Annotated in this window: 17 protein-coding genes; 12 read left to right on the top strand and 5 right to left on the bottom strand. The window is 68.6% G+C overall.

All coding sequences use genetic code 11. The features are described from left to right. Window positions 1-97 precede the first annotated feature (97 nt). Together mgtE and IT779_RS35670 are read left to right on the top strand one after the other, a co-directional pair. Window positions 98-1,483, top strand: a complete 1,386-nt coding sequence (gene mgtE, locus IT779_RS35675; protein WP_196153913.1) for a magnesium transporter — start codon at window positions 98-100, stop codon at window positions 1,481-1,483. Between the two features lie 96 nt (window positions 1,484-1,579). Then, on the top strand, window positions 1,580-2,545 hold the full coding sequence (locus tag IT779_RS35670) for a dioxygenase family protein (RefSeq protein ID WP_196153912.1): 966 nt from the start codon (window positions 1,580-1,582) through the stop codon (window positions 2,543-2,545). 1 nt (window position 2,546) lies between these two features. On the opposite strand, the gene nrdF is transcribed toward IT779_RS35670, so the two are convergent. Further along, window positions 2,547-3,509: a class 1b ribonucleoside-diphosphate reductase subunit beta gene (gene nrdF / locus IT779_RS35665; RefSeq protein ID WP_196153911.1), complete on the bottom strand. Its 963-nt coding sequence runs from the start codon at window positions 3,507-3,509 to the stop codon at window positions 2,547-2,549. A 415-nt stretch (window positions 3,510-3,924) separates the two neighbouring features. Between nrdF and IT779_RS35660 the strand changes: the two genes are divergently transcribed. After that, window positions 3,925-6,057: an MMPL family transporter gene (locus tag IT779_RS35660; protein WP_196153910.1), complete on the top strand. Its 2,133-nt coding sequence runs from the start codon at window positions 3,925-3,927 to the stop codon at window positions 6,055-6,057. Between the two features lie 336 nt (window positions 6,058-6,393). Here IT779_RS35660 and IT779_RS35655 read toward each other — a convergent pair whose 3' ends face one another. Together IT779_RS35655 and IT779_RS35650 are read right to left on the bottom strand one after the other, a co-directional pair. Continuing rightward, window positions 6,394-7,455, bottom strand: coding sequence for an ABC transporter substrate-binding protein (locus IT779_RS35655; protein ID WP_196153909.1), 1,062 nt, complete (start codon window positions 7,453-7,455; stop codon window positions 6,394-6,396). A 322-nt stretch (window positions 7,456-7,777) separates the two neighbouring features. After that, a complete protein-coding gene (locus IT779_RS35650; RefSeq protein WP_196153908.1) occupies window positions 7,778-8,572 on the bottom strand; it encodes a VOC family protein in 795 nt (264 codons plus the stop codon). A 276-nt stretch (window positions 8,573-8,848) separates the two neighbouring features. Between IT779_RS35650 and ctaD the strand changes: the two genes are divergently transcribed. The 9 genes from ctaD (at window position 8,849) to IT779_RS35605 (ending at window position 19,586) form a co-directional block, all read left to right on the top strand. Next, window positions 8,849-10,585 (top strand): aa3-type cytochrome oxidase subunit I, encoded by a 1,737-nt coding sequence (gene ctaD / locus IT779_RS35645; RefSeq protein ID WP_196153907.1) that lies wholly within the window; start codon window positions 8,849-8,851, stop codon window positions 10,583-10,585. A gap of 143 nt (window positions 10,586-10,728) precedes the next feature. Next, window positions 10,729-11,952, top strand: a complete 1,224-nt coding sequence (serB, locus tag IT779_RS35640) for a phosphoserine phosphatase SerB (protein WP_196153906.1) — start codon at window positions 10,729-10,731, stop codon at window positions 11,950-11,952. 389 nt (window positions 11,953-12,341) lie between these two features. Next, entirely contained in the window at window positions 12,342-12,797 is a 456-nt protein-coding gene (locus tag IT779_RS35635; protein WP_196153905.1) for a protease inhibitor I42 family protein, read from the top strand. 372 nt (window positions 12,798-13,169) lie between these two features. Beyond that, window positions 13,170-13,952, top strand: a complete 783-nt coding sequence (locus IT779_RS37315; RefSeq protein WP_408637827.1) for a peptidyl-tRNA hydrolase — start codon at window positions 13,170-13,172, stop codon at window positions 13,950-13,952. A 560-nt stretch (window positions 13,953-14,512) separates the two neighbouring features. Continuing rightward, window positions 14,513-15,346, top strand: a complete 834-nt coding sequence (locus IT779_RS35625) for an ABC transporter ATP-binding protein (protein WP_196153904.1) — start codon at window positions 14,513-14,515, stop codon at window positions 15,344-15,346. A gap of 118 nt (window positions 15,347-15,464) precedes the next feature. After that, window positions 15,465-16,235 carry an NUDIX hydrolase gene (locus IT779_RS35620; RefSeq protein WP_196153962.1) on the top strand — a complete coding sequence of 257 codons (771 nt, stop codon included), beginning with the start codon at window positions 15,465-15,467 and terminating at the stop codon, window positions 16,233-16,235. 174 nt (window positions 16,236-16,409) lie between these two features. Continuing rightward, window positions 16,410-17,186, top strand: coding sequence for an enoyl-CoA hydratase-related protein (locus tag IT779_RS35615; RefSeq protein ID WP_196153903.1), 777 nt, complete (start codon window positions 16,410-16,412; stop codon window positions 17,184-17,186). Between the two features lie 234 nt (window positions 17,187-17,420). After that, on the top strand, window positions 17,421-18,398 hold the full coding sequence (locus IT779_RS35610) for a class I SAM-dependent methyltransferase (RefSeq protein ID WP_196153902.1): 978 nt from the start codon (window positions 17,421-17,423) through the stop codon (window positions 18,396-18,398). Next, entirely contained in the window at window positions 18,399-19,586 is a 1,188-nt protein-coding gene (locus IT779_RS35605) for a THUMP-like domain-containing protein (RefSeq protein ID WP_196153901.1), read from the top strand. Window positions 19,587-19,614: 28 nt separating this feature from the next. Here the strand turns inward: IT779_RS35605 and IT779_RS35600 are convergent, their stop codons facing one another. Together IT779_RS35600 and IT779_RS35595 are read right to left on the bottom strand one after the other, a co-directional pair. Next, window positions 19,615-20,154 (bottom strand): DUF1697 domain-containing protein, encoded by a 540-nt coding sequence (locus IT779_RS35600; protein WP_196153900.1) that lies wholly within the window; start codon window positions 20,152-20,154, stop codon window positions 19,615-19,617. 64 nt (window positions 20,155-20,218) lie between these two features. Then, window positions 20,219-20,968 (bottom strand): acyltransferase, encoded by a 750-nt coding sequence (locus IT779_RS35595; RefSeq protein WP_196153899.1) that lies wholly within the window; start codon window positions 20,966-20,968, stop codon window positions 20,219-20,221. Window positions 20,969-21,243: the final 275 nt, after the last annotated feature.

Raw genomic sequence — 21,243 nt, 5'->3', positions numbered from 1 at the left:
CGGCATTTCGCTGAATCGGTCGTGAGCGGGCGCCTCGCGGTGTGACCACGTCGTCATCGATTCACTCCTTCACCCCGCCGTGTGCTGAGGATCACCCATGTCGCAGACCGATCTCGTCGAAGTACGTCCGCCGCGCGTCGAAGACCGCCCGACGCTGTCGGACTCCCTGCGTGACATCGCCGAAACCCACCGGGTCGACGCCGCGCTGGACTGGCTCGGCGACCACCCGCCGCATGTCATCGCCGATCAACTCGCCCGTATGGACGCCGTGCAGGCGGGTGTCGCGTTCCGGCTGCTGCCCAAGGACCGGGCGCTCGCGGTGTTCGAGGAACTCGAGCCCGTCGATCAGCAGCAGATTCTGGAAGGGTTGCGCGACCAGAGTTTTCGCGATCTGGTCGAGCGGATGGCGCCCGACGACCGCGCGCGGATGCTGCACGAGGCGCCCGCCAAGGTCGCCAAGAAGGTGCTGGCCGGGCTGAGTCCGCGCGAGCGCAGGATGACGGCGTCGCTGCTCGGCTACCCCGAGGGTTCGGTCGGCCTCTACATGACGCCGGAAGTCGTTGCGCTGCCGCGCAATCTGACGGTGGCCGAGGCCCTGCACACGGTGCGGGCCAAGGGCGTCAACGCCGAGACGGTGTACACGCTGCCGGTCGTCGACGCGGGCCGCCGCCTCATGGGCATCGTGGAATTGCGCGAGCTGGTGCTCGCGGGCCCCGACACCGAGGTCGCCGCATTGGTGGTGACCGAGCCCGCGTTCGTGCGCGCCACCGATTCGGCCGAGCGCGCGGCCAGGCTCATGCGCGAGACGAACGACCTGAACATGCCCGTCGTGGACAGCGAGAACCGCCTGGTCGGACTGCTCACCATCGATGACGCGGTGGAGGTCATCGAGGCCGCCGACAGCGAGGACGTCGCCAAACAGGCCGGTTCGGCGCCGTGGGCCGGGCACTACATGGCGGCCGGGGTCTTCCAGTTGGCCCGCTACCGCGCGCTGTGGCTGCTGCTGTTGCTGTTCGCGGCCACGCTCACGGTGAGCGTCACCGATTTCTTCCAGGGCACCCTGGAACAGGCCGCCCACCTGGCCCTTTTCATCCCGCTGCTGATCGGCGCCGGCGGCAACGCGGGCGCGCAGGCGGCCACGGCGTGCGTGCGCGCGGTCGCGGTCGGCGAGGTGCGCGGATCGGATCTGCTGCGGGTCATCTGGCGTGAATGCCGGGTCGGGCTGGTGCTCGGCGCGATGCTGGCCTCGGCGGGCGTGCTGATCGGCGCGCTGTTCGTCGGCGCCAAGATCGCCATCGTGGTCGGCATCACCCTGGTCCTGATCTGCGGTTGGGCCGCGACGATCGGCGGCACCATGCCGCTGCTCGCCAAGAAGGCCCGCATCGACCCGGCCGTGGTCTCCGCGCCCATGGTGACCACCCTCGTGGATGCCACCGGCCTGATCATCTACTTCACCACGGCCAAATTGGTGCTCGGCATCTGACCGGAGGATCCACTCGCAGCGAATTGCCGGCATCATCACCGGAACCGAGGAGTTCGCCTTCCTAGCGTCGATGCGGAAACGACGAAAGGAATGCGAATGAGTCCCTTCGCACGACGCGGGACGGGTGACGCGCACGAACACGATCTGGGTCTGGCCCACGATCTGCGGGTGATGTCACGTCGGCGAGCGTTCTACCTGATGGGGGCGGCGGGCGCGGGCATCGCCGCCGCGGCCTGCTCGACCGCCGACGAGGGGTCGACGGCGGGCGGGTCGACGGCAGGCGGGTCGACGGCAGAGGTCGCGACAACCGACTCGGCGACGGCGACCATGCCGCAGGAGACGGCCGGTCCGTATCCCGGCGACGGGTCCAACGGCCCGAATGTCCTGATCGAATCCGGGGTCGTCCGCTCCGATCTCACGAGCAGCTTCGGAGCGTATTCCGGTGTCGCACAAGGCGTCGTGACCACGTTGCGCCTGCGGATGCTCGATCTCACGCGCGACGGCGCGGCGGGCGCGGGCATGGCCGTCTACGTCTGGCACTGCGACCGGTCCGGCAAGTATTCGCTCTATAGCGACGGCGTCACCGACCAGAACTACCTGCGCGGCGTCCAAGTGGCCGACGACACCGGAACCGTCACCTATACCACGATCTTCCCCGCCTGCTACGACGGGCGTTGGCCGCACATCCATTTCGAGGTCTTCGACTCGCTGGAATCCGCCGTCGCGGGCGACAACGCGCGCCTCACGTCCCAGATCGCGCTGCCGCAGCAGATCTGCGAACAGGTCTATGCCCACGATTCGGGCTACTCGCGAAGTGTGAGCAACCTGTCAGGCGTGAGTCTGGCCTCCGACAATGTATTCGGCGACGGCTGGGACGCCGAACTCGCCGCCGTCACCGGAACACCCGCCACCGGACTCGACATCGCCCTGACCGTCGGCGTCGCAGCGAAATCCGCGAACGCCGGATCGGGCAACGCCCCCGGTCGCCCACCCGGCGGCGGGGGACCGGGCAGTGGCGGGGGACCGGGCGGCGGTCCCGGTGGACCGCCACCGGGACGCTAGCTCAGAACTCCCAGTCCTCGTCCTCGGTATTGACAGCCTTGCCGATGACATAGCTGGAACCCGATCCGGAGAAGAAGTCGTGGTTCTCGTCGGCGTTGGGGGACAGCGCGGACAGGATGGCCGGGTTGACCTCGGTCTCGTCCTTGGGGAACAGGCCCTCGTAGCCGAGGTTCATCAGTGCCTTGTTGGCGTTGTAGCGCAGGAACTTCTTGACGTCCTCGGTGAGACCGACCTCGTCGTAGAGGTCCTGGGTGTAGTCCACTTCGTTGTCGTAGAGCTCGAAGAGCAGTTCGAAGGTGTAGTTCTTCAGCTCGTCGCGCTCGGCCTGGGTGACCTGTTCCAGTCCTCGCTGGTATTTGTAGCCGATGTAGTAGCCGTGCACGGCCTCGTCGCGGATGATCAGGCGGATCATGTCGGCGGTGTTGGTGAGCTTGGCTCGCGAGGACCAGTGCATCGGCAGGTAGAAGCCGGAGTAGAACAGGAAACTCTCCAGCAGGGTCGAGGCGACCTTGCGTTTGAGCGGGTCGTCGCCGTTGTAGTAGCCGAGGACGATCTCGGCCTTGCGTTGCAGGTTGGGGTTCTCCTCCGACCAGCGGAACGCGTCGTCGATCTCGCGGGTCGAGCACAGCGTGGAGAAGATCGAGCTGTAGCTCTTCGCGTGCACCGACTCCATGAACGCGATATTGGTGAGCACCGCCTCCTCGTGCGGGGTCAGCGCGTCGGGGATCAGGCTCACCGCGCCGACGGTGCCCTGGATGGTGTCGAGCAGGGTGAGTCCGGTGAACACCCGCATGGTGAGCTGCTTCTCGTCGGCGGTGAGGGTGTTCCACGAGGGGATGTCGTTGGAGACGGGCACCTTCTCCGGCAGCCAGAAGTTGCCGGTGAGTCGATCCCAGACTTCGGCATCCTTCTCGTCGGGCACCCGATTCCAATTGATGGCCGACACCCGGTCGATAAGCTTCATCCTGCCTTCACACCTTTCACCGAGGACGCTCGTTCACCGAGGAACGCAACGAGGCCGTTGCTTCGCACGGGATCCGAGGGAACGCTGCCGCCGCCGACAGCTCGCTTCCGAACACTACCCCTTGGGTCTGACATGTCCACGCAACACAACACCTAGTGTCGTCGGGGGTCGACCCGCCGGGTGGAAGATGCCGATGCGCACGGTCGGCGGCAACTCATTGTGCGGCACGCGCCGCCGCGTCGGATCGCGGGTCCCCGCAGCCGAATCGGGGTACGGATCCTCCGCGCGGCTCGGTCGACTCGGGGGTGGGATTTCGGCCGGAGGCAGCCGTGAACGCCTCGACAAGATCACAGGCGCGATCGGCGACTCCGGGACGTACGATACTGCCGTACCTGAGTCGCACGAGGGGGGCGAGATGGCCGCACCGACCGATCCCGACATGACCGACCTGCTCGGCAAGCTCGCGCGCGTCCCGAGCGGACGGCGCGGCAAGTGGGTTGTGCTCGGCGTGTGGATCATCGCGCTGCTCGCCCTCGGTTCCTTCGCGAGCAAGCTCAGCGGCGCGCAGGAGAACGACAACGTCAACTGGTTGCCCGACAGCGCCGAATCCACGCAGGCGTACCGGCTCGCGGAATCCTTCGGCAACAGCGATCACGTGCCGGTGGTGCTGGTCTACGAGCGCACCAGCGGGATCACCGACGCCGACCGCGCCGCCGTCGCCGCCGACGCGCAGCGGTTCAAGCAGATCGAGCATGTCATCGGGGACAAGATCTTCGGGCCGGTGCAGTCGCAGGACGCGCAGGCCGTGGAGATCCTGATCCCGATCGACATGGGTTCGGAGGGGTGGGATCGGCTGCTGAAGGTCGTGGAGGAGATGCGGTCCGTCGCGGGTGAACACCCCGATGGCCTGTCCTTCCACGCCACCGGCCCCGCCGGTTTCGCCGCCGAATTCGGCGAGGCGTTCGAGGGCATCGACGGACTGCTGCTGTACGCGGCGGCGGGCGTGGTCATCGTCATCCTGGTCCTCACCTACGGGCCGATGCTGTGGATATTGCCGCTGTTCACCGCGGGTTTCGCGCTGATCGTCGCGCAGAGCGCGGTCTACGGCGCGACCAAGATCGGCCTGACCATGAACGCGCAGAGTCAGGCCATCCTCACCGTGCTGGTATTCGGCGCGGGCACCGACTACGCACTGCTTCTGGTTGCGCGCTACCGCGAGGAACTGCGCCGCCACGATGACAAACACGAGGCGATGGCGGTCGCGCTGCACCGGGCCGGACCCGCGGTGCTCGCCAGCGGCGCCACCGTGATCGTCGCGATGCTGGCGCTGCTGGTCGCCGAGATGAACTCCACCAAGGGCATCGGGCCGGTGTGCGCGATCGGCATCGCGGTCGCCCTGCTCGCCATGCTCACCTTGCTGCCCGCGCTGCTCGTCATCGTCGGGCGCTGGATCTTCTGGCCGCGCCGCCCGGCCATGGGCACCGCCGACCACACCGAATCCGGGATATGGGCGCGCGTCGGCTTCGGCGTCGCGCGCAGGCCGCGCACCGTGTGGATCGCTACCGTCGTCGTCCTCGGCGTGCTCGCCTTCGGCGTCGGCGGCCTGGAAACCGACGGCATCGCCAACAAGGACTCCTTCGTCGGCTCATCGGAGGCCGTCGACGGCACCGAGATCCTGGAACGGCATTTCGACGCGGGCACCGGCAATCCGGTCATCGTCATCGGCCGCGCCGAACGCGCCGACGCCGTGATCGCGGCGGTGCGTTCCGCGCAGGGCATCGGCGCCACCGCGCCGCCGGTCACACAGAACGGTCGCTTCTACGTCGAGGCCACGCTGACCGATCCGCCGGACAGCGACGCGGCATACGCCACCATCGACCGGGTGCGCGCGGCCGTGCGCGCGGCCGACGACCAAGCGCGCGTCGGCGGGCAGAGCGCCGTCGTCCTCGACGTCGACCGTGCGGTCGCCCGCGACAACAAGGTCATCGTGCCGCTCGTGCTCGCCATCGTCATGGTGATCCTCATGCTGCTGCTGCGTTCGATCCTGGCGCCGATCCTGCTGACCGCGACGGTGGTGCTGTCCTACTTCGCGGCGCTCGGCGCGAGCCGGTGGATATTCGACGCCGTCGGATTCGTCGGCGCCGACCCCGGACTCCCGCTGATCGCCTTCGTCTTCCTGGTGGCGCTCGGCATCGACTACAACATCTTCCTCATGTCGCGCGTGCACGAGGAGACGATCAAACACCGCACCAAGGCGGGCGCGCTGATCGGACTCGCGGCGACCGGCGGCGTGATCACCTCGGCCGGGCTCGTGCTGGCGGGCACCTTCGCGGTCTTCACCACCCTGCCCGTCGTGACATTCGCCGAACTCGGCATCGTGATCGCCTTCGGCGTCCTGCTCGACACCATTATCGTGCGCGCGATCCTGGTGACGGCCCTGACCTTGGACATCGGCGACAAGATCTGGTGGCCGAGCGCATTGTCCCGACCTCGCGCCAACGTCCCGAGCGCCGATCCGAGACCGGAGGAACCCGCGTCGGTGGGGTGAGGTGAGTCGCGGCCCGGTCGGCGGCGCTGCGGCGCGGGCGTCGGCAGCCCGGCACGTGGAGCCCAGGGCGCTGGTCGAGTCGGGTGGAGCGCTACCCCGGTTCGGTCCGCGACGCTCGGTGTCGAGGTTCGTCGCGGTCTCATCCGTTCTGCGGGTGCCTCCGCCGATTCATCCGGCTGAGTGCATCCGGTCGAGCACCGGAACCGCGAATTCCGGATATCGCCGGGTTGGGATTGCCGAACAGGGCGGTCGCCGTCCGCGGAGGTCGGTCCGCGGTGCGGACGTCACCCGGCTCGGTCCGCGCCGGAGTGCGTGCGCTGCACCCAGATGCCGCGCTCAGTCGGTGACGTAACCGTTCAAACTGCCTTGGAGGTCGAACACCAGCGCGCGGGCTGCGGTGAGTCCGCTGCCGTGCCAGACGGAGTCCTCGATCGCGAACACACGGTGGTCGCTCGCCGCGCCGAGGTCCTTCCACGCATCACCGCGCAGGATCTTCTCGCCGTAGTGCTTACCGTCCTCGCCGACGAAATCGACGTAGATGATGTCGCCTTCGGCCTTGGTGGCGAGTTCGTCGACGGTGATGTCGACGGAGGGGCCGCGCTGGGCCGTCGGCCGCTGGACGCCGACATCCGCGAGCACCTGACCGGCGAAACTGTCCGCGCCCTGGATCCGGATGACATCCGGAGTGAAGCGCAGCACCGAAGCCTGACTCTGATTCGCCGCGATGGTCGTGCCGACCTCGCGCGCGTACCCGCGATAGGCATCCAGCGCGCTCGCGGCCGCCTCGCGCCGGTCCATCCCGGCGGCGAAGGCGGTGAACTGCGCCTGCCAACTGGGTGACGTGCCGACCAGCACCGTCGGCGCGATGGCCCGCAGCGCGTCGAAAGTGGCCGCGCCCGATGGCACTTCGCCGAGGATCAGGTCGGGGTTCAGTTCCGCGATCCTGGCCGGATCGGGTTGCCCGAGCACACCGACGCTCGGGATCTTGTTCACGCCGTAGCCGAGATACAGCGGCTGCGCGCGCGGACCGTCGGCGGTCGCCGCGCCGATGACCCGCTCCCACAGACCGAGCGCGCAGGCCGCGTCCAACGCCGAGGTGCTGAGCACCACGATGCGTTTCGGATCGGCGGGAACCTCGCTGACCCCGGCGGCGTGGGTGACGCTGCGGGTACCGCCCGCCTGATCGGGCGCGCTCGGCAGCGGGCACGCCTGCGCGGTGTCGCGGTCGAGTCCGACGACGCCCGCGCCCGCGATATTCGTGGTGGTGCGCACGATGGAACTCACCTCGTCGGCCTGACCGCCGCACCCGGCGACCAGCACGGCACAGGCCACGGCCAGCGCGGCCGTGCCATATCGGGTGGTGCGGTTTCGGATTCGGACGAACGCGGTCACCGACATGCGGGTGAGATTACCTTGTAGGGGATTGTGTCCCCCGCGAGGTAATACCCACGCATACCGCACCATTCTCGTGCCGCTCGTGCCGCTCGTGCCGCTCGTGCCGCTCGTGCCGCTCGTGCTCGCCGTGCCGCCTCATCCGCCCCGCGCCCCGCGCTCGGATTCGCCGGTGACGCGGTCGCGGTGGGATGAGCACCGAGAACATGTCCGTGGTGGTGCGCGCGCCGGATGTCGATGATCGTGCGGCGGCGCGGAGGATCTTCGTCGAACCACGCGACTGCCCAGCTGTGGATGGCCGCGACCCCTCGCCGCGGCCACACACGAGTCAGGCGGCGTCGCCACCCAGGCTGAATCGCGCGCCGGTGACATCGGCGACCGAGGCCATTCGCCCGTAGGGAGTGTCCTCGGCGGGCGCGAGCACCGTGCCGCCGAGTTCGACCACCTTCGCCACCGCCTTGTCCACGTCGTCGGCTCCGAAGTACACCATCCAGCCGAGTGGCGAATCCGCGGGCAGGACCGACGCGTCCATGACCCCGCCGAGCATCGGGCTGGTGGAACGGATGGTGGTGTAGCGGAAACCGGCCTCGACCGGCATGGCGAAGGTGTCGCTCCAGCCGAAGACGTCGCGGTAGAACGCCAGGACGGCGTCGTAGTCGCGGGTATGCAGTTCGAACCAGGACGGCGCGCCGTCGTGGTCGCGCCACGAGCCGTCGTTCACGATGGCGGCGGTCTCGATCCCGCCGAAGGATCCCGACTGCCAGATGCCGACGCCCGCGCCGCCAGGATCGGCGAGTACCGCCATGACGCCGAGGTCGCCGACGGGCATGGCGGGCACGATGGTGTCGGCGCCCGCGGTCGCGGCGGCGTCGGCGGTGGCGCGTGCGTCCTCGGCGGCCAGGTAGACCGTCCACCGGTCGGGTCCGTCGGAGTCGTCGGGCTGCCTGCCCATGCCGCCCGCGACGGCCTTGCCGTTCTTGCGGAAGGTGATGTAGCCGCCGAATTCGGGGCCACCGCGTTCGGCCGTCCAGCCGAACAGTTCGGTGTAGAAGGCGATGCTGCGGTCGGGGTCGGCGGTGAAAAGGTCGACCCAGATCGGATCGCCGGGCTTGGGAGCTGTCATGTCGAGTCTCTCTTCGCAGGTGTTGGGACAGGCACTCGCATGGGTGGAGACGGGTGGGGGCGCGGGAACTCATCGGTGCGTCGAGCGCGGATTCCGGTCGGTCGCCGTCGCCGCCGCATCAACGAAATACGACAGAGAGTAGGACCAGTGCGGACCGCCGGGGCCGCACGGTTTACGATCACAGGAGCGCAAGCTAACTGTCGTCTGTTCCGGTGCCGGGACAGACCCACGCAGCGGAGCCTGCGGAGCGACCTACAGGCATCTTCAGGAGGATCAGTGACTGCGGTAGAGCCCAGACCAGTCCCTCAATTGGAAGCGACTCGACCGTATCCGGCTCGAACCGGGCCGAAGGGTTCGTTCCTCTACAAGATGGTGACGACCACCGACCCCAAGGTCCTCGGCGTCATGTACATCGTCACCGCCACCAGCTTCTTCCTCATCGGCGGCCTGATGGCGCTGCTGATGCGCGCCGAACTGGCGCGGCCGGGCCTGCAGTTCCTGTCGCCGGAACAGTTCAACCAGCTGTTCACCATGCACGGCACGATCATGCTGCTGTTCTACGCCACCGCGATCGTGTTCGGCTTCGCCAATATCGTGCTGCCGCTGCAGATCGGCGCGCCCGACGTCGCCTTCCCGCGCCTGAACGCGTTCAGCTACTGGCTGTACCTGTTCGGCGCCTCCATGGCGACCGCGGGCTTCATCACCCCCGGCGGCGCCGCGGACTTCGGCTGGACGGCGTATGTGCCGCTCACCGACATCCTGCACTCGCCGGGCGTCGGCACCGACCTGTGGATCCTCGGCCTCGCGGTCTCCGGCCTCGGCACCATCCTCGGCGGCGTCAACATGCTCACCACCGTGGTCTGCCTGCGCGCGCCCGGTATGACCATGTTCCGCATGCCGATCTTCACCTGGAACATCGCCGTCACCAGCGTGCTGGTGCTGCTGGCGTTCCCGCTGCTCACCGCGGCGCTGTTCGGCCTGGCCTACGACCGCCACCTCGGCGGGCACATCTACGATCCGGCCACCGGCGGCATCCTGCTCTACCAGCACCTGTTCTGGTTCTTCGGCCATCCCGAGGTCTACATCATCGCGCTGCCGTTCTTCGGCATCGTCTCGGAGATCTTCCCGGTCTTCTCGCGCAAGCCGATCTTCGGCTACACCACGCTGGTCTACGCCACCCTCGGCATCGCGGCGCTGTCCATCGCGGTGTGGGCGCACCACATGTACGCCACGGGCGCGGTGCTGCTGCCGTACTTCTCGTTCATGACCTTCCTCATCGCGGTGCCGACCGGCGTGAAGTTCTTCAACTGGATCGGCACCATGTGGCGCGGCCAGCTGACCTTCGAATCACCGATGCTGTGGTCGCTCGGCTTCCTGGTGACCTTCCTCTTCGGCGGTCTGTCCGGCGTCATCCTGGCCTCGCCGCCGCTGGACTTCCACGTCACCGACTCCTACTTCGTGGTCGCGCACTTCCACTACGTGCTCTTCGGCACCATCGTGTTCGCCACCTTCGCAGGCATCTACTTCTGGTTCCCGAAGATCACCGGGCGCATGATGGACGAGCGACTGGCGAAGTGGCACTTCTGGACCACCTTCATCGGCTTCCACACCACCTTCCTCGTGCAGCACTGGGTTGGCGCGGAAGGCATGCCGCGTCGCTACGCCGACTACCTGCCCTCCGACGGGTTCACCACCCTGAACACCATCTCCACCATCGGCGCGTTCATCCTCGGCGCCTCGATGCTCCCGTTCGTGTGGAACGTGTTCAAGAGCTACCGCTACGGCGAAGTGGTCACCGTGGACGACCCGTGGGGCTACGGCAACTCCCTGGAGTGGGCGACCACCTGCCCGCCGCCGCGGCACAACTTCTACGAACTGCCGCGCATCCGCTCCGAGCGTCCCGCGTTCGAACTGCACTACCCGCACATGGTCGAGCGCATGCGCGCCGAGGCCCACGTCGGCTGGGGTTCGGGCAAGCACGCCAACGAGCCGGAGGCCGTCGCCGCGAAGTAGTTCCGTACTAGGATTTGTGCGACGAGTGTGCACCCGCTGGTCATCCAGTGGGTGCACACTCGTTCGGTGAGGTAGCTAGCCCAGAACGGAAGCGGCAACGGCGACGCGGCACAGGAGGGCGGACAGACTTGGAGCACTTCGACTTGACTGAGACCATCGTTCTCGTCACCGTGACCGGCCCCGACCGCCCCGGCGTGACATCTGTCCTGCTGACAGCGATGTCGCGCCACCAGGTCAGCCTCCTCGACATCGAACAGGTGGTCATCCGCGGCCATCTGACCCTCGGTGTGCTGGTCACCTGTCCCGGCGATTCCGAATCGCTGCAGGACGAGCTGGAAGAGGCCATGAACACCGTCGGCATGAATGTCGTCGTCGAGGTCGACGCGCAGATCGGCCGCCCGCCCATCTCCACGCACGCCGTCGTCGTGCTCGGCAGCCCGGTGACAGCGCGCGCGTTCAGCAACGTCTCCCGGCAGTTGGCGGTACTCGGCGCCAATATCGACACCATTCGCGGCATCGCCGACTATCCGGTGACCGGGATGGAGCTGATGGTGTCGGCCACCGACACCGGCGTCGACACCGATTCGCGGCTGCGCACCGCGCTGGCCGAGGTCGCGGTGGCCGAACGCATAGATATCGCGGTGGAACGCGCCGGACTCGCGCGACGGGCCAAGCGGCTCATCGTCTTCGACGTGGACTCCACCCTGATCCAGGGCGAGGTCATCGAGATGCTCGCCGCGCACGCAGGCGTGGAGGAACAGGTGCGGGAGGTCACCGAGGCGGCGATGCGCGGCGAACTCGACTTCGCCGAATCGCTGCGACAGCGGGTGGCCACCCTGGAAGGGCTCGACGAATCGGTGATCGAGGAGGTCGCCGACCGGATCGAGCTGACGCCGGGCGCGCGCACCACCATTCGCACGCTGCGCCGCATCGGTTTCCGCTGCGGTGTGGTCTCCGGAGGTTTCCGCCAGGTCATCGAACCGCTGGCGCACGAACTGGAATTGGATTTCGTGCAGGCCAACACCTTGGAGATCGTGAACGGCAAGCTCACCGGCCGCGTGGTCGGCGATATCGTGGACCGGGCCTACAAGGCCACCGCGCTGCGGAAGTTCGCGTCGGAGGCCGGTGTGCCGATGGAGCAGACGGTGGCGGTCGGCGACGGCGCGAACGATATCGACATGTTGAACGCGGCGGGTCTCGGTGTGGCGTTCAACGCGAAACCGGCGCTGCGCGAGGTGGCCGACGCGGCTCTGTCGCATCCGTACCTGGACGCGGTGTTGTTCATTCTCGGTGTGACTCGCGACGAGGTCGAGGCGGCCGATGCCCGCGACGGTGGGGTACGGCGGGTTCCTCTGGTCGGCAGCTGAATTCGGCAAATATCAGGCGACCGGTTCGATAGGTTCTCGCGGAGTTGCGGGGTTATCGGATCGGGTGTCAGTTGCGGCCCCTCGTCGCGGACTGGTCGGTCTTCACTGTCGTCGAGTCGCGGTAATAGCTGTACCCGCGCAAGTGACGACTGTCGCTATCGAGGTAATCCTGGGGCGGCAGCGAGTTCTGAGATTGCTAATCGATCTCTCGTTCGGGTCTCTGTCGGTGTGGTGGCCTGCTGAGAGGTCCGTGAAAGTGTCTCTACGACCTTATTTCTCGCAATTCTCCTCGAAACCCCGCGCGTGCGATGAAGTTGCTCCATGATTACCCGTGGCTCGTATCGGTAGGCGCGGGCTATCGACCACAGGGGCGGATCGGAGGGGGCGACGTGCGGAGAATCGGTACGGTCGTCGTGCTCGCGGTCGGTATCGCCGGATGCGGCGCCCCCGAGAGCGGGATTCACGAGGCGGACGGCGTGCGATCGCCCGCCCGCGCCTTCGCCGCCGACCATGTTCTCGCACTGGTCGTCACCGAAGCCGATGACGGCAGTCGCCGGAATCTGGCAATCGATCAGCGACTTACCGTCGCCCTGCCCGCGGATCCGTCCACCGGCTACCGATGGCGACTCGCGCACCTCGATCCCACGATCGTGAGACCGATCGGCCACCCCGACAGCGGCGAGGACTCCGCGGTACCGGAACCGCCCGGATCGGCGGGCATCGAGACCTGGACCTTCACCGGGAATGCGGTGGGCAGCGGCCCGCTTGTGATGGAGTACGCGCGGCCGTGGGAGCACGATGTGCTGCCCGCGCGGACATTCACGGTGACGATCGAGGTGAACTGAGTGAGCGGGGAGTACGGCGCATCCGAATCCGGGAGCGCGACGGTGACGGAATCGACCATGGGCCCGAAGGATTCGACTGCCATTGCGAATTCCACGGCCGGAGATGCGGTATCCGCGGATGAGGCGGCGACCGAGTCGGCGGGCGCGGAAGATTTGCCGGATACCGGAGGATCGGTTGTCGCGGGGAACTCGGCGGTGGCCGGGAATTCCGGCGCGACAACGGTTTCCGCGAATGCCGGAGATTCGGCGGGAGCGGGGCGTTCGCCGGTCACCGGGAACGCATCGGGCACCGAGGATCCGATCGGCGGCAGGGCTCCGGTAGTCGCGCGGGATGTCGCGGCCGCGCAGGGCTCGGCGGTCCCTGCGGGTTCGGTGCACGCGGAAGATACGGCCGGCCGGTGGGATTCGGCGGATCCCACGGCGGAGTTCCGTGCGCTGCACGCGGAATTGGCGCGCGGCTACGGCGGTGCGGGCGATCCCGACGACCCGGATCTGGTGCAGGCCATGCAGATGGTGCTGCACCTGCCGAAGGTCGATCCGCCCGCGCGCAGTGCGGTGCTCGCTGCCGCCGCCGCTGCCGCTGTCGCGGTGTGCCTGGACGAGCGGTCCGGTCCCGGCGGCGTCTGGGAGGCGCGGTATCTGGCGTGGAAGCGGGCCAGGATTCGCAAGGTCGCCCGGCGGGCGCGCGGCGCGCAGTGGCGGGCGGCTCATGAGGTGGACGGTGTGACGGTGGAGATCGGCGGCGCGCTGGCGCGCGCACTGGCGCCGAGCACGGTCGGCGCGGTCGACGCGCGGATCCGGCGCTTGCAGATCGGCGGCACCGACCTGGCACACGACGAGCCGGGCCCGCCCGATCCGGAGTTCCCGGTGCTGTGGGTCGATCCGCGCCTGGGTATGACGGTCGGCAAGGCGGCGGCACAGGTCGGACACGCGAGCATGCTGCTCGCAGGCGCCCTGCCCCTCGAAGCCGTGTGGCGATGGTCGCGCGCGGGATTCGCCTGCTCGGTGCGCGACGCCGACGCACGGCAGTGGGCGGCGCTCACCGACCGTGTCGCGGCAGGCGCCGCGGTAGCGGTCCGTGACGCCGGATTCACCGAGATCGCACCCGGCTCGCTCACGGTGATCGCCGTGCCGCCCCAGGCCCCGGCGCCGTGATGCGACGCAACCGCGCGTTCGGCGGTCTTGCCACACCCGACGAACGCCGCCGACGACCACGCCGATGCGCAACCGGCCCCGCGCGCGATAAGTGAACAGACCGCATCAGCGAAAGGAGATCGCAGACGAAATGTCCGTTTCATCCCGTGGCCGGGTGTGGCCACGGGGACATCCGGGTATCCGTCCGTTCAGAGGACTGCCCCCAAACTGTTGCGGAGGACGTCACACCATGTCCACAGTCTTGCTGATTCTCGCCGTTTGGTTCGTGCTGTCGATTCCACTGGCGCTGCTGGTCGCCCGCCTGTTCCGAGGCCGCGGCGGTCCTACGGCCGAGCGCGAGCGGCCAACCACAGAGCCCGAGCGATCCGGGACCGCCGAGCGCGAGCGATCCGGGACCGCCGAGCGTGCGCGACCAGAGGGTGCCGAGCGTGCGCGATCCGAGGATGCCGGGCCCGAGGGATCCGAGTACGAGGTCGCGAGCCGTCGCCGTCCGCGCTACCGCGGCGCGATGTCGCGACCCGCGTGGGTCGATCGGGCATCTGGACCTCATGTGAGCCAAGATGGAGCGCGTGCCGCAACCGGATCCCGATCTGCTCATTGATTTCACCGATGTGACCATCCGACGCTCGGGGCACACCCTCGTCGGTCCGGTCACCTGGCAGGTCGAGCTCGACGAACGATGGGTAGTGCTAGGACCCAACGGCGCGGGCAAGACCTCGCTGCTCCGCATGGCCGCCGCCGAGGTGCACCCGACCTCGGGTATCGCACATCTGCTCGGCGAGATACTGGGTAAAACAGACGTCAGCGAACTGCGTCCGCGCATCGGACTGTCCTCGGCGGCCGTGGCGGCCCGCGTGCCGCGCGAGGAGAAGGTCAGCGACCTCGTGGTGTCCGCGGGGTACGCGGTGCTCGGGCGCTGGCGCGAACGCTACGAGGACGTCGACACCGACCGCGCCATCGACATGCTGGAAAGTCTGGGCGCCGAACACCTTTCCGACCGCACCTACGGCACCCTCTCGGAGGGGGAGCGCAAACGGGTGCTGATCGCGCGCGCTCTCATGACCGATCCCGAACTGCTGCTGCTCGACGAGCCGGCCGCCGGACTCGATCTGGGCGGCCGCGAGGAACTGGTGGAGCGGCTCGGCGATCTCGCCGCCGACCCGGATTCGCCCGCGATGGTGCTCGTCACCCATCACGTGGAGGAGATCCCGCCCGGTTTCACGCACGGGCTGCTGCTCAACGAGGGCGAGGTGGTCGCGCAGGGTCTGCTCAGCGACGTGCTCACCGCGCAGAACCTGAGTGACGCCTTCCGACAGTCGATCACGCTGGATCGGGTGGACGGTCGGTACTTCGCGCGCCGCAGCCGCAGGGCGGGCAAACACCGCTCGCGCTGAGCCGCGACCGTGGGCGGGCACCGGGATTCGTACAGCGTATGGTGCAAGTGTGAGTGAGACAGATTCGCCCGCCGACTCTCAGCCGCAGGATCCGCCGATCCGAGACGCGTCCACCGTCATGCTCCTGCGCGACGGCGCGTCCGGCCCCGAGGTCTTCCTCCAGCGCCGGGTCGACGCCATGGCCTTCGCCGCGGGCATGACGGTGTTCCCCGGCGGCGGCGTCGACCGCTCCGACGGCACCGCCGACATCGCGTGGAGCGGACCCGACCCGGCGTGGTGGGCGCGGACGTTCTCGACCACCGAGGAACGCGCGAAGGCGCTGGTCTGCGCGGCGGTGCGGGAGACCTTCGAGGAATGCGGCGTGCTGCTGGCAGGCCCCACCGCGGACACCGCTGTCCGCGACACCGCCGAATACCGGGACGACCGAGAGCGACTGGAGCGCCGCGAGGTGTCGCTGGCCGTATTCCTCGCCGAGCGCGGGCTCGTGCTCCGCTCGGATCTGCTGCGGCCGTGGGCGAACTGGATCAGCCCGGTGATCGAACCGCGCCGCTACGACACCAGGTTCTTCGTCGCGGTGCTCCCGCACGGTCAGATCGCCGACGGCGCGACCTCCGAAGCGGCGGACGTGGGCTGGCGCACACCGGCCCGTGTGCTCGAGCAGTGGCGCGGCGGCGCCGATGTGCTCTTGCCGCCGACCTGGTCGCAACTCGACGCGCTCGCACGTTTCGGGTCGACCGCCGAAATCCTCGCCGCGGACCGGGTGATCGAGCCGATCATGCCGGTGCTCGGCGGCGGTGCTCTGCCGGACCGCCTTCATTTCCCGAACAACGAGCGTTTCTTCGCCGAGGTGCCCGACGCGAGTCTGCTCAGAGGTTCGGCCCGTCGCTGATATCGCTGTAGGTGTCTCGCCACCGTCGTGGGCCGCGCGGATATGCTCGGCCGCCGCGCGATACGCCGGTCGCGCAGTTTTCGGCCGAGTTCGTGGCGGCTGGGCCGACGCATCACGTCGGCCGATATGGGGCGTCATGATGGTGCGGTGGGATGGGCGCGGTAGGTTGCCCGCATGGCCGAATTCGTGACCCTGGAGCGTCTCGACGCCGCTGCCGAGCGTGGCGTCGCGGTGCTGCGGATCGCCCGCCCGCCGCTGAATCTGCTGAACGCGCAGGTGTTGCTCGAGGTGGCCGCGGCCGCCGAACAGGTCGCGGGCGATCCCGCCGTCGCGGCGCTCGTGGTCTACGGCGACGAGCGGGTGTTCTGCGCGGGCGACGACCTCGCCGAACTCGCGACCCTGGGCCGCGACCGGGCGAGCGCGATGGCCGAGGACCTGCAGTCCGCGCTCGGCTGCCTGGCCCGCGTCCCACAGCCGACCGTTGCGGCCATCAGCGGGTACGCGCTCGGCGGCGGTCTGGAGCTCGCGCTCGGCGCGGACCGGCGGATCGTCGGCGACAATGTCAAACTCGGTCTGCCGCAGATCACTTCGGGACTGATCCCGTTGGCGGGCATCCGCGAGCTGTCGTCCCTGATCGGACCCGGCCACGCGAAGGACCTGGTCTACACCGGTCGTTTCGTCGAGCACGCCGAAGCGCTTGCACTGGGCTTGGTGGACGAGGTAGTGGCCCCCGACGACGTATTCGCCGCCGCTGTGCGCTGGGCGTCCCGCTTCACCGACGGCCCCTCCCGCGCCCTCGCCGCCGCCAAGGCGGTGTTCGAAGCCGGACCCGACGGCCCGCGTCGCGCCCGCGAGCAATGGACGGAACTCTTCACCACCGAGGACCGGCGTCGAGGACTCGAATCCGCCCTCGCGAACGGTCCGGGTTCCGCGGAGTTCGTCGGTCGCTGAGTCCGGGGGCGGCCGCAAGTGCGCGTCGGCTGAAGCGCCGCGTAGTCGGCGGATATCGGGTGCAGGCCGCAGCCGAATCGGACGGTTCCAGCGCGAACACGGTGGCGCAGGTCGAGGGCTGAGCGGCGACGCAACCGGACCGGGTTCGCCCGCGACCGTCGACCATACGGTAGGTTCCTGTGCGACCGGACCGGCTGGACACCGGAGAGCGTGGAGAAGATAGGCTACGCATCCATGACGGTCCACCCCGACGACCCCGCGCCGAATCCGCACGCCACCGAGGCCGAGGTCGAAGCCGCGCTCAAGGATACGAAGCTCGCCCAGGTCCTCTACCACGACTGGGAAGCCGAAACCTACGACGACAAGTGGTCGATCTCCTACGACGAGCGCTGTATCGATTACGCGCGCGGCCGCTTCGACCTCGCCGTCGGCCCCGCGCCGCTGCCCTACGACCGGGCGCTCGAACTCGGCTGTGGAACCGGATTCTTCCTGCTGAACCTCATGCAGGGCGGTATCGCGAAATCGGGATCGGTCACCGACCTGTCGCCGGGCATGGTGAAGGTGGCGTTGCGCAACGCCGAGAACCTCGGGCTCGATGTCGACGGCCGGGTGGCCGACGCCGAGACCATCCCCTACGACGACGACACCTTCGACCTGGTCGTCGGCCACGCCGTGCTGCACCACATCCCCGACGTGGAGTTGGCGCTGAAGGAGTGCCTGCGGGTGCTCAAGCCCGGCGGGCGGTTCGTCTTCGCGGGTGAGCCAACCACCGTCGGCAACTTCTACGCCCGCTGGCTGGGTCGCATCACCTGGAAGGCCACCACCACCGTCACCAAGCTCGGCCCGCTCGCGGGCTGGCGGCGTCCGCAGGCGGAGCTGGACGAATCCTCGCGCGCCGCGGCCCTGGAAGCGGTCGTCGACCTGCATACCTTCGACCCGGGCAAGCTGGAGGCGATGGCGCGGTCCGCCGGCGCCACCGAGGTCAAGGCCACCACCGAGGAGTTCGCCGCCGCGCTGTGGGGTTGGCCCGTGCGCACCTTCGAGGCCGCCGTGCCCGACGAGAAGCTCACCATGGGCTACCGCATGGCGATGTTCCGTGCGTGGCTGCGACTGAGCTGGGTGGACGAGAACATCATGCGGCGTGTGGTGCCGCGTCAGTTCTTCTACAACGCCATGATCACCGGCGTGAAGCCGGGTGCGGCAGGCAAGTAGGTGGGTTACGGCTTCGGCCGGGCCGACGTCGAGTTCCTCGGCGACGCGCGCGGTCGTGCCGCACTGGACGAGGCGAGCGGGCTGGAGCTCACGCCCGCGACGCATCTGCGCGATCTGGAACGCGCGCGTCGCTCGTACGGTGAGTTCGCGCCCGCCGTGATCGAGACCGTGCGGCTGCGGCGTCGCGCGGCGGGCAAACTCCTCGACGCGCGGAACTGGCTGTTCACCGACGACGCGCTCCAGCAGGCCACCCCGACCCTGGTCGCCCGGCATCGGGCGCGGCGGCTGGCCGGTCGTGCCGTCCACGATGTCACCTGCTCGATCGGCGCGGAACTCGCCGAACTCGCACGCGTATGCCCGTCGGTGCTCGGCAGCGACCTCGATCGCGTGCGCTTGGCCATGGCCGCCCACAACCTCGCGGACGAGTCGGTGCTCTTGGCGGCGGCCGACGCGTTGCGCCCGGTCAGCGTCGGCACGACTGTGATCGCCGATCCCGCGCGCCGGGCCGACGGCAGACGCACCGCCGACCCGGCGCGTCTGCTGCCCCCGCTGCCCGACCTGCTCGACGTCTACGCGGGCCGCGACCTCGCCGTGAAATGCGCTCCCGGCCTCGACTTCGACCGGCTGGACTGGGCGGGCGAGATCGAGGTGGTCTCCCTCGACGGCGCGGTGCGCGAGGCGTGCCTGTGGTCGCCGGGGCTCGCGGGAACAGGCGTCACCCGCCGCGCAAGCGTGCTCTCCACCTCGGGACCCGCCGTTGAACTGACCGACGCCGACCCCGACGAGATCCCCGAGCGCCCACCCGGCCCGTGGATCGTCGACCCCGACGGCGCGGTGGTGCGCGCGGGCTTGGTCCGCCACTACGCCGCCGCGCACGGCCTCTGGCAACTCGATCCGCGCATCGCCTACCTCACCGGCGACCGAGTGCCCGATGGCATGCGCGGATTCGCCGTGCTCGACCGCATGGACCTGCGGGAGAAGTCGCTGCGCCGGGAACTGGCCCGCCGCGACTGCGGCGCGCTGGAAATCCTCGTCCGCGGCGTCGACCTCGACCCGGACGCCCTGCGCAAACGCCTCAAACCGCGCGGAACCCGGCCCTACACCCTCGTGATCACCCGAATCGGCCGAGCCGCGACGGTGTTTCTCTGCACCGCCGTGGCAGCTTCGGAAACCGCGGCGCGGGCCTGACCGCGCACGCGCCGAACCCGCCCCGGGCTCACGCCTCGAGTTTCTTGACCACCTTCTGGATCGTCAACCAGGTGCGGGTGGTGATGTCCTTGCCGTACGTCTTGTCCAGCCACGCCATGAAGTCGGGGGTGCGCGGGGTGCTGTTGTCGATCACGGTGAGGAACGCGCGGGCTTCGGCGTCGTAACCGATGATCTCGGTGAGTTCGTCGGCGGCCTCGGGGGTGGCGACCTCGGGATGCCGGTCCTTGAAGAAGGTCACCGTGAGATAGGTGCCGCGTTCGTGGGTGCGTCCGGCGAACGGGTCGCGATCGATGAGCGCCCGCAGATCTTCGTGGCCGCGCACGATGGTGCCGCCCGCGATGCCGAGTTCCCGGTTCAGCGCCTCCTGGATGCGGTCCTCGAGTTCCGCCTCGTCGGAATCCGCGCACCGGAACACCACATTGCCGCTGGACAGCAAGGTGGCGACGCGATCGAAGCCGAGCCCTTCGAACACCCCGCGCAGCTTCTCGTTGCGCATGTTCGGATTGCTCGGCATGATCCCGCGCAGCAGCGCCGCGTAGCTGTTCATAGCGCGACCGTAGCCGATCGGTCCGACACCGACCGGAAGCCGAGACGGATTCGGCCGCCGACGCTCACGCCTGCTGCGCGACCCCGTTCTTCTTGCGTTCGATGTCCTCGAGCGCGGCGATGTACTCGGCGCGCTGCTCCGCACCGGCCTCCCACGCGGCCTTGCGGTTCTTCACGACCTTCGCGGGCGCGCCCACCGCGATGCTGTAATCCGGGATCTCGCCCTTGACGACCGCGTGCGCCCCCAACACGCAGCCGCGCCCGACCCGCGTCTCGCGCAACACCGTGACCTTCGCGGCGATCCAGGTGTCCGGGCCGATCCGCACCGGGCCCTTCACGATGCCCTGATCCTTGATCGGCGTGTCGACGTCGTCCATGCGGTGGTCGAAATCGCAGATGTAGCACCAGTCCGCGACCAGCGTCGACGCGCCGATCTCGATGTCGAGGTAGGTGTTGACCACGTTGTCCTTGCCGAAGACGACCTTGTCGCCGATTCGCAGCGAACCCTCGTGGCAGCGGATGGCGTTCCCGTCGCCGATGTGTACCCAGCGGCCGATCTCCATGCGGCTCAGCTCGGGGGTCGCGTGGACCTCCACGTTCTTGCCGAGGAACACCATGCCGCGCAGGACGATATGCGGGTTGGAGAGCTTGAATTTGAAGAGGCGGAAGTAGCGGACCAGGTACCACGGTGTGTATGCGCGGTTCGTGAGGACCCAGCGCAGTGAGTCCATGGTCAGAAATCGCGCTTGCTGGGGATCGCGGCGGCGTGAGCCGCGCCACCGTGAGCGCAACGGTGCGCCCCACATGCTCGTCACGAATCCGTCTCCCGTCGTACACCCGAGCCCGGGTCTCTGTCCATTCAGCTGAACAGCCTACTTGCCTTACCTTTGGCCACTGCACTACAGGGAACCCCGGCGACCGGGTTCGGTGTGGGTGGGAGTTTCACCGCGGCTCTTCGTAATGGTGTGCCCGCGGCTGTGTTTATTGGCGTCGCCTTCGGCGCCGCGGGTTCGCGGCCCTGGGGGTCTCGCGTCCCAGCGGTCGATACTTGCTCCTGCGTCGCATTGTCTCGACCGCTGGGACGCGAGAC

Origin of the sequence: Nocardia bovistercoris (genome assembly GCF_015674855.1) — a bacterium.
In the GTDB taxonomy this organism is placed as follows: Bacteria; Actinomycetota; Actinomycetes; order Mycobacteriales; family Mycobacteriaceae; genus Nocardia; species Nocardia bovistercoris.
The sequence above is the reverse complement of the archived record's forward strand: the minus strand, read 5'-3'. Positions and strand labels throughout refer to the sequence as shown.

Coding starts and splice junctions, on each gene's coding strand:
- mgtE (WP_196153913.1), top strand. CDS start 98: ATGTCGCAGACCGATCTCGTCGAAGTACGTCCGCCGCGCGTCGAAGAC.
- IT779_RS35670 (WP_196153912.1), top strand. CDS start 1,580: ATGAGTCCCTTCGCACGACGCGGGACGGGTGACGCGCACGAACACGAT.
- nrdF (WP_196153911.1), bottom strand. CDS start 3,509: ATGAAGCTTATCGACCGGGTGTCGGCCATCAATTGGAATCGGGTGCCC.
- IT779_RS35660 (WP_196153910.1), top strand. CDS start 3,925: ATGGCCGCACCGACCGATCCCGACATGACCGACCTGCTCGGCAAGCTC.
- IT779_RS35655 (WP_196153909.1), bottom strand. CDS start 7,455: ATGTCGGTGACCGCGTTCGTCCGAATCCGAAACCGCACCACCCGATAT.
- IT779_RS35650 (WP_196153908.1), bottom strand. CDS start 8,572: ATGACAGCTCCCAAGCCCGGCGATCCGATCTGGGTCGACCTTTTCACC.
- IT779_RS35625 (WP_196153904.1), top strand. CDS start 14,513: ATGGAGCGCGTGCCGCAACCGGATCCCGATCTGCTCATTGATTTCACC.
- IT779_RS35620 (WP_196153962.1), top strand. CDS start 15,465: ATGCTCCTGCGCGACGGCGCGTCCGGCCCCGAGGTCTTCCTCCAGCGC.
- IT779_RS35615 (WP_196153903.1), top strand. CDS start 16,410: ATGGCCGAATTCGTGACCCTGGAGCGTCTCGACGCCGCTGCCGAGCGT.
- IT779_RS35610 (WP_196153902.1), top strand. CDS start 17,421: ATGACGGTCCACCCCGACGACCCCGCGCCGAATCCGCACGCCACCGAG.
- IT779_RS35600 (WP_196153900.1), bottom strand. CDS start 20,154: ATGAACAGCTACGCGGCGCTGCTGCGCGGGATCATGCCGAGCAATCCG.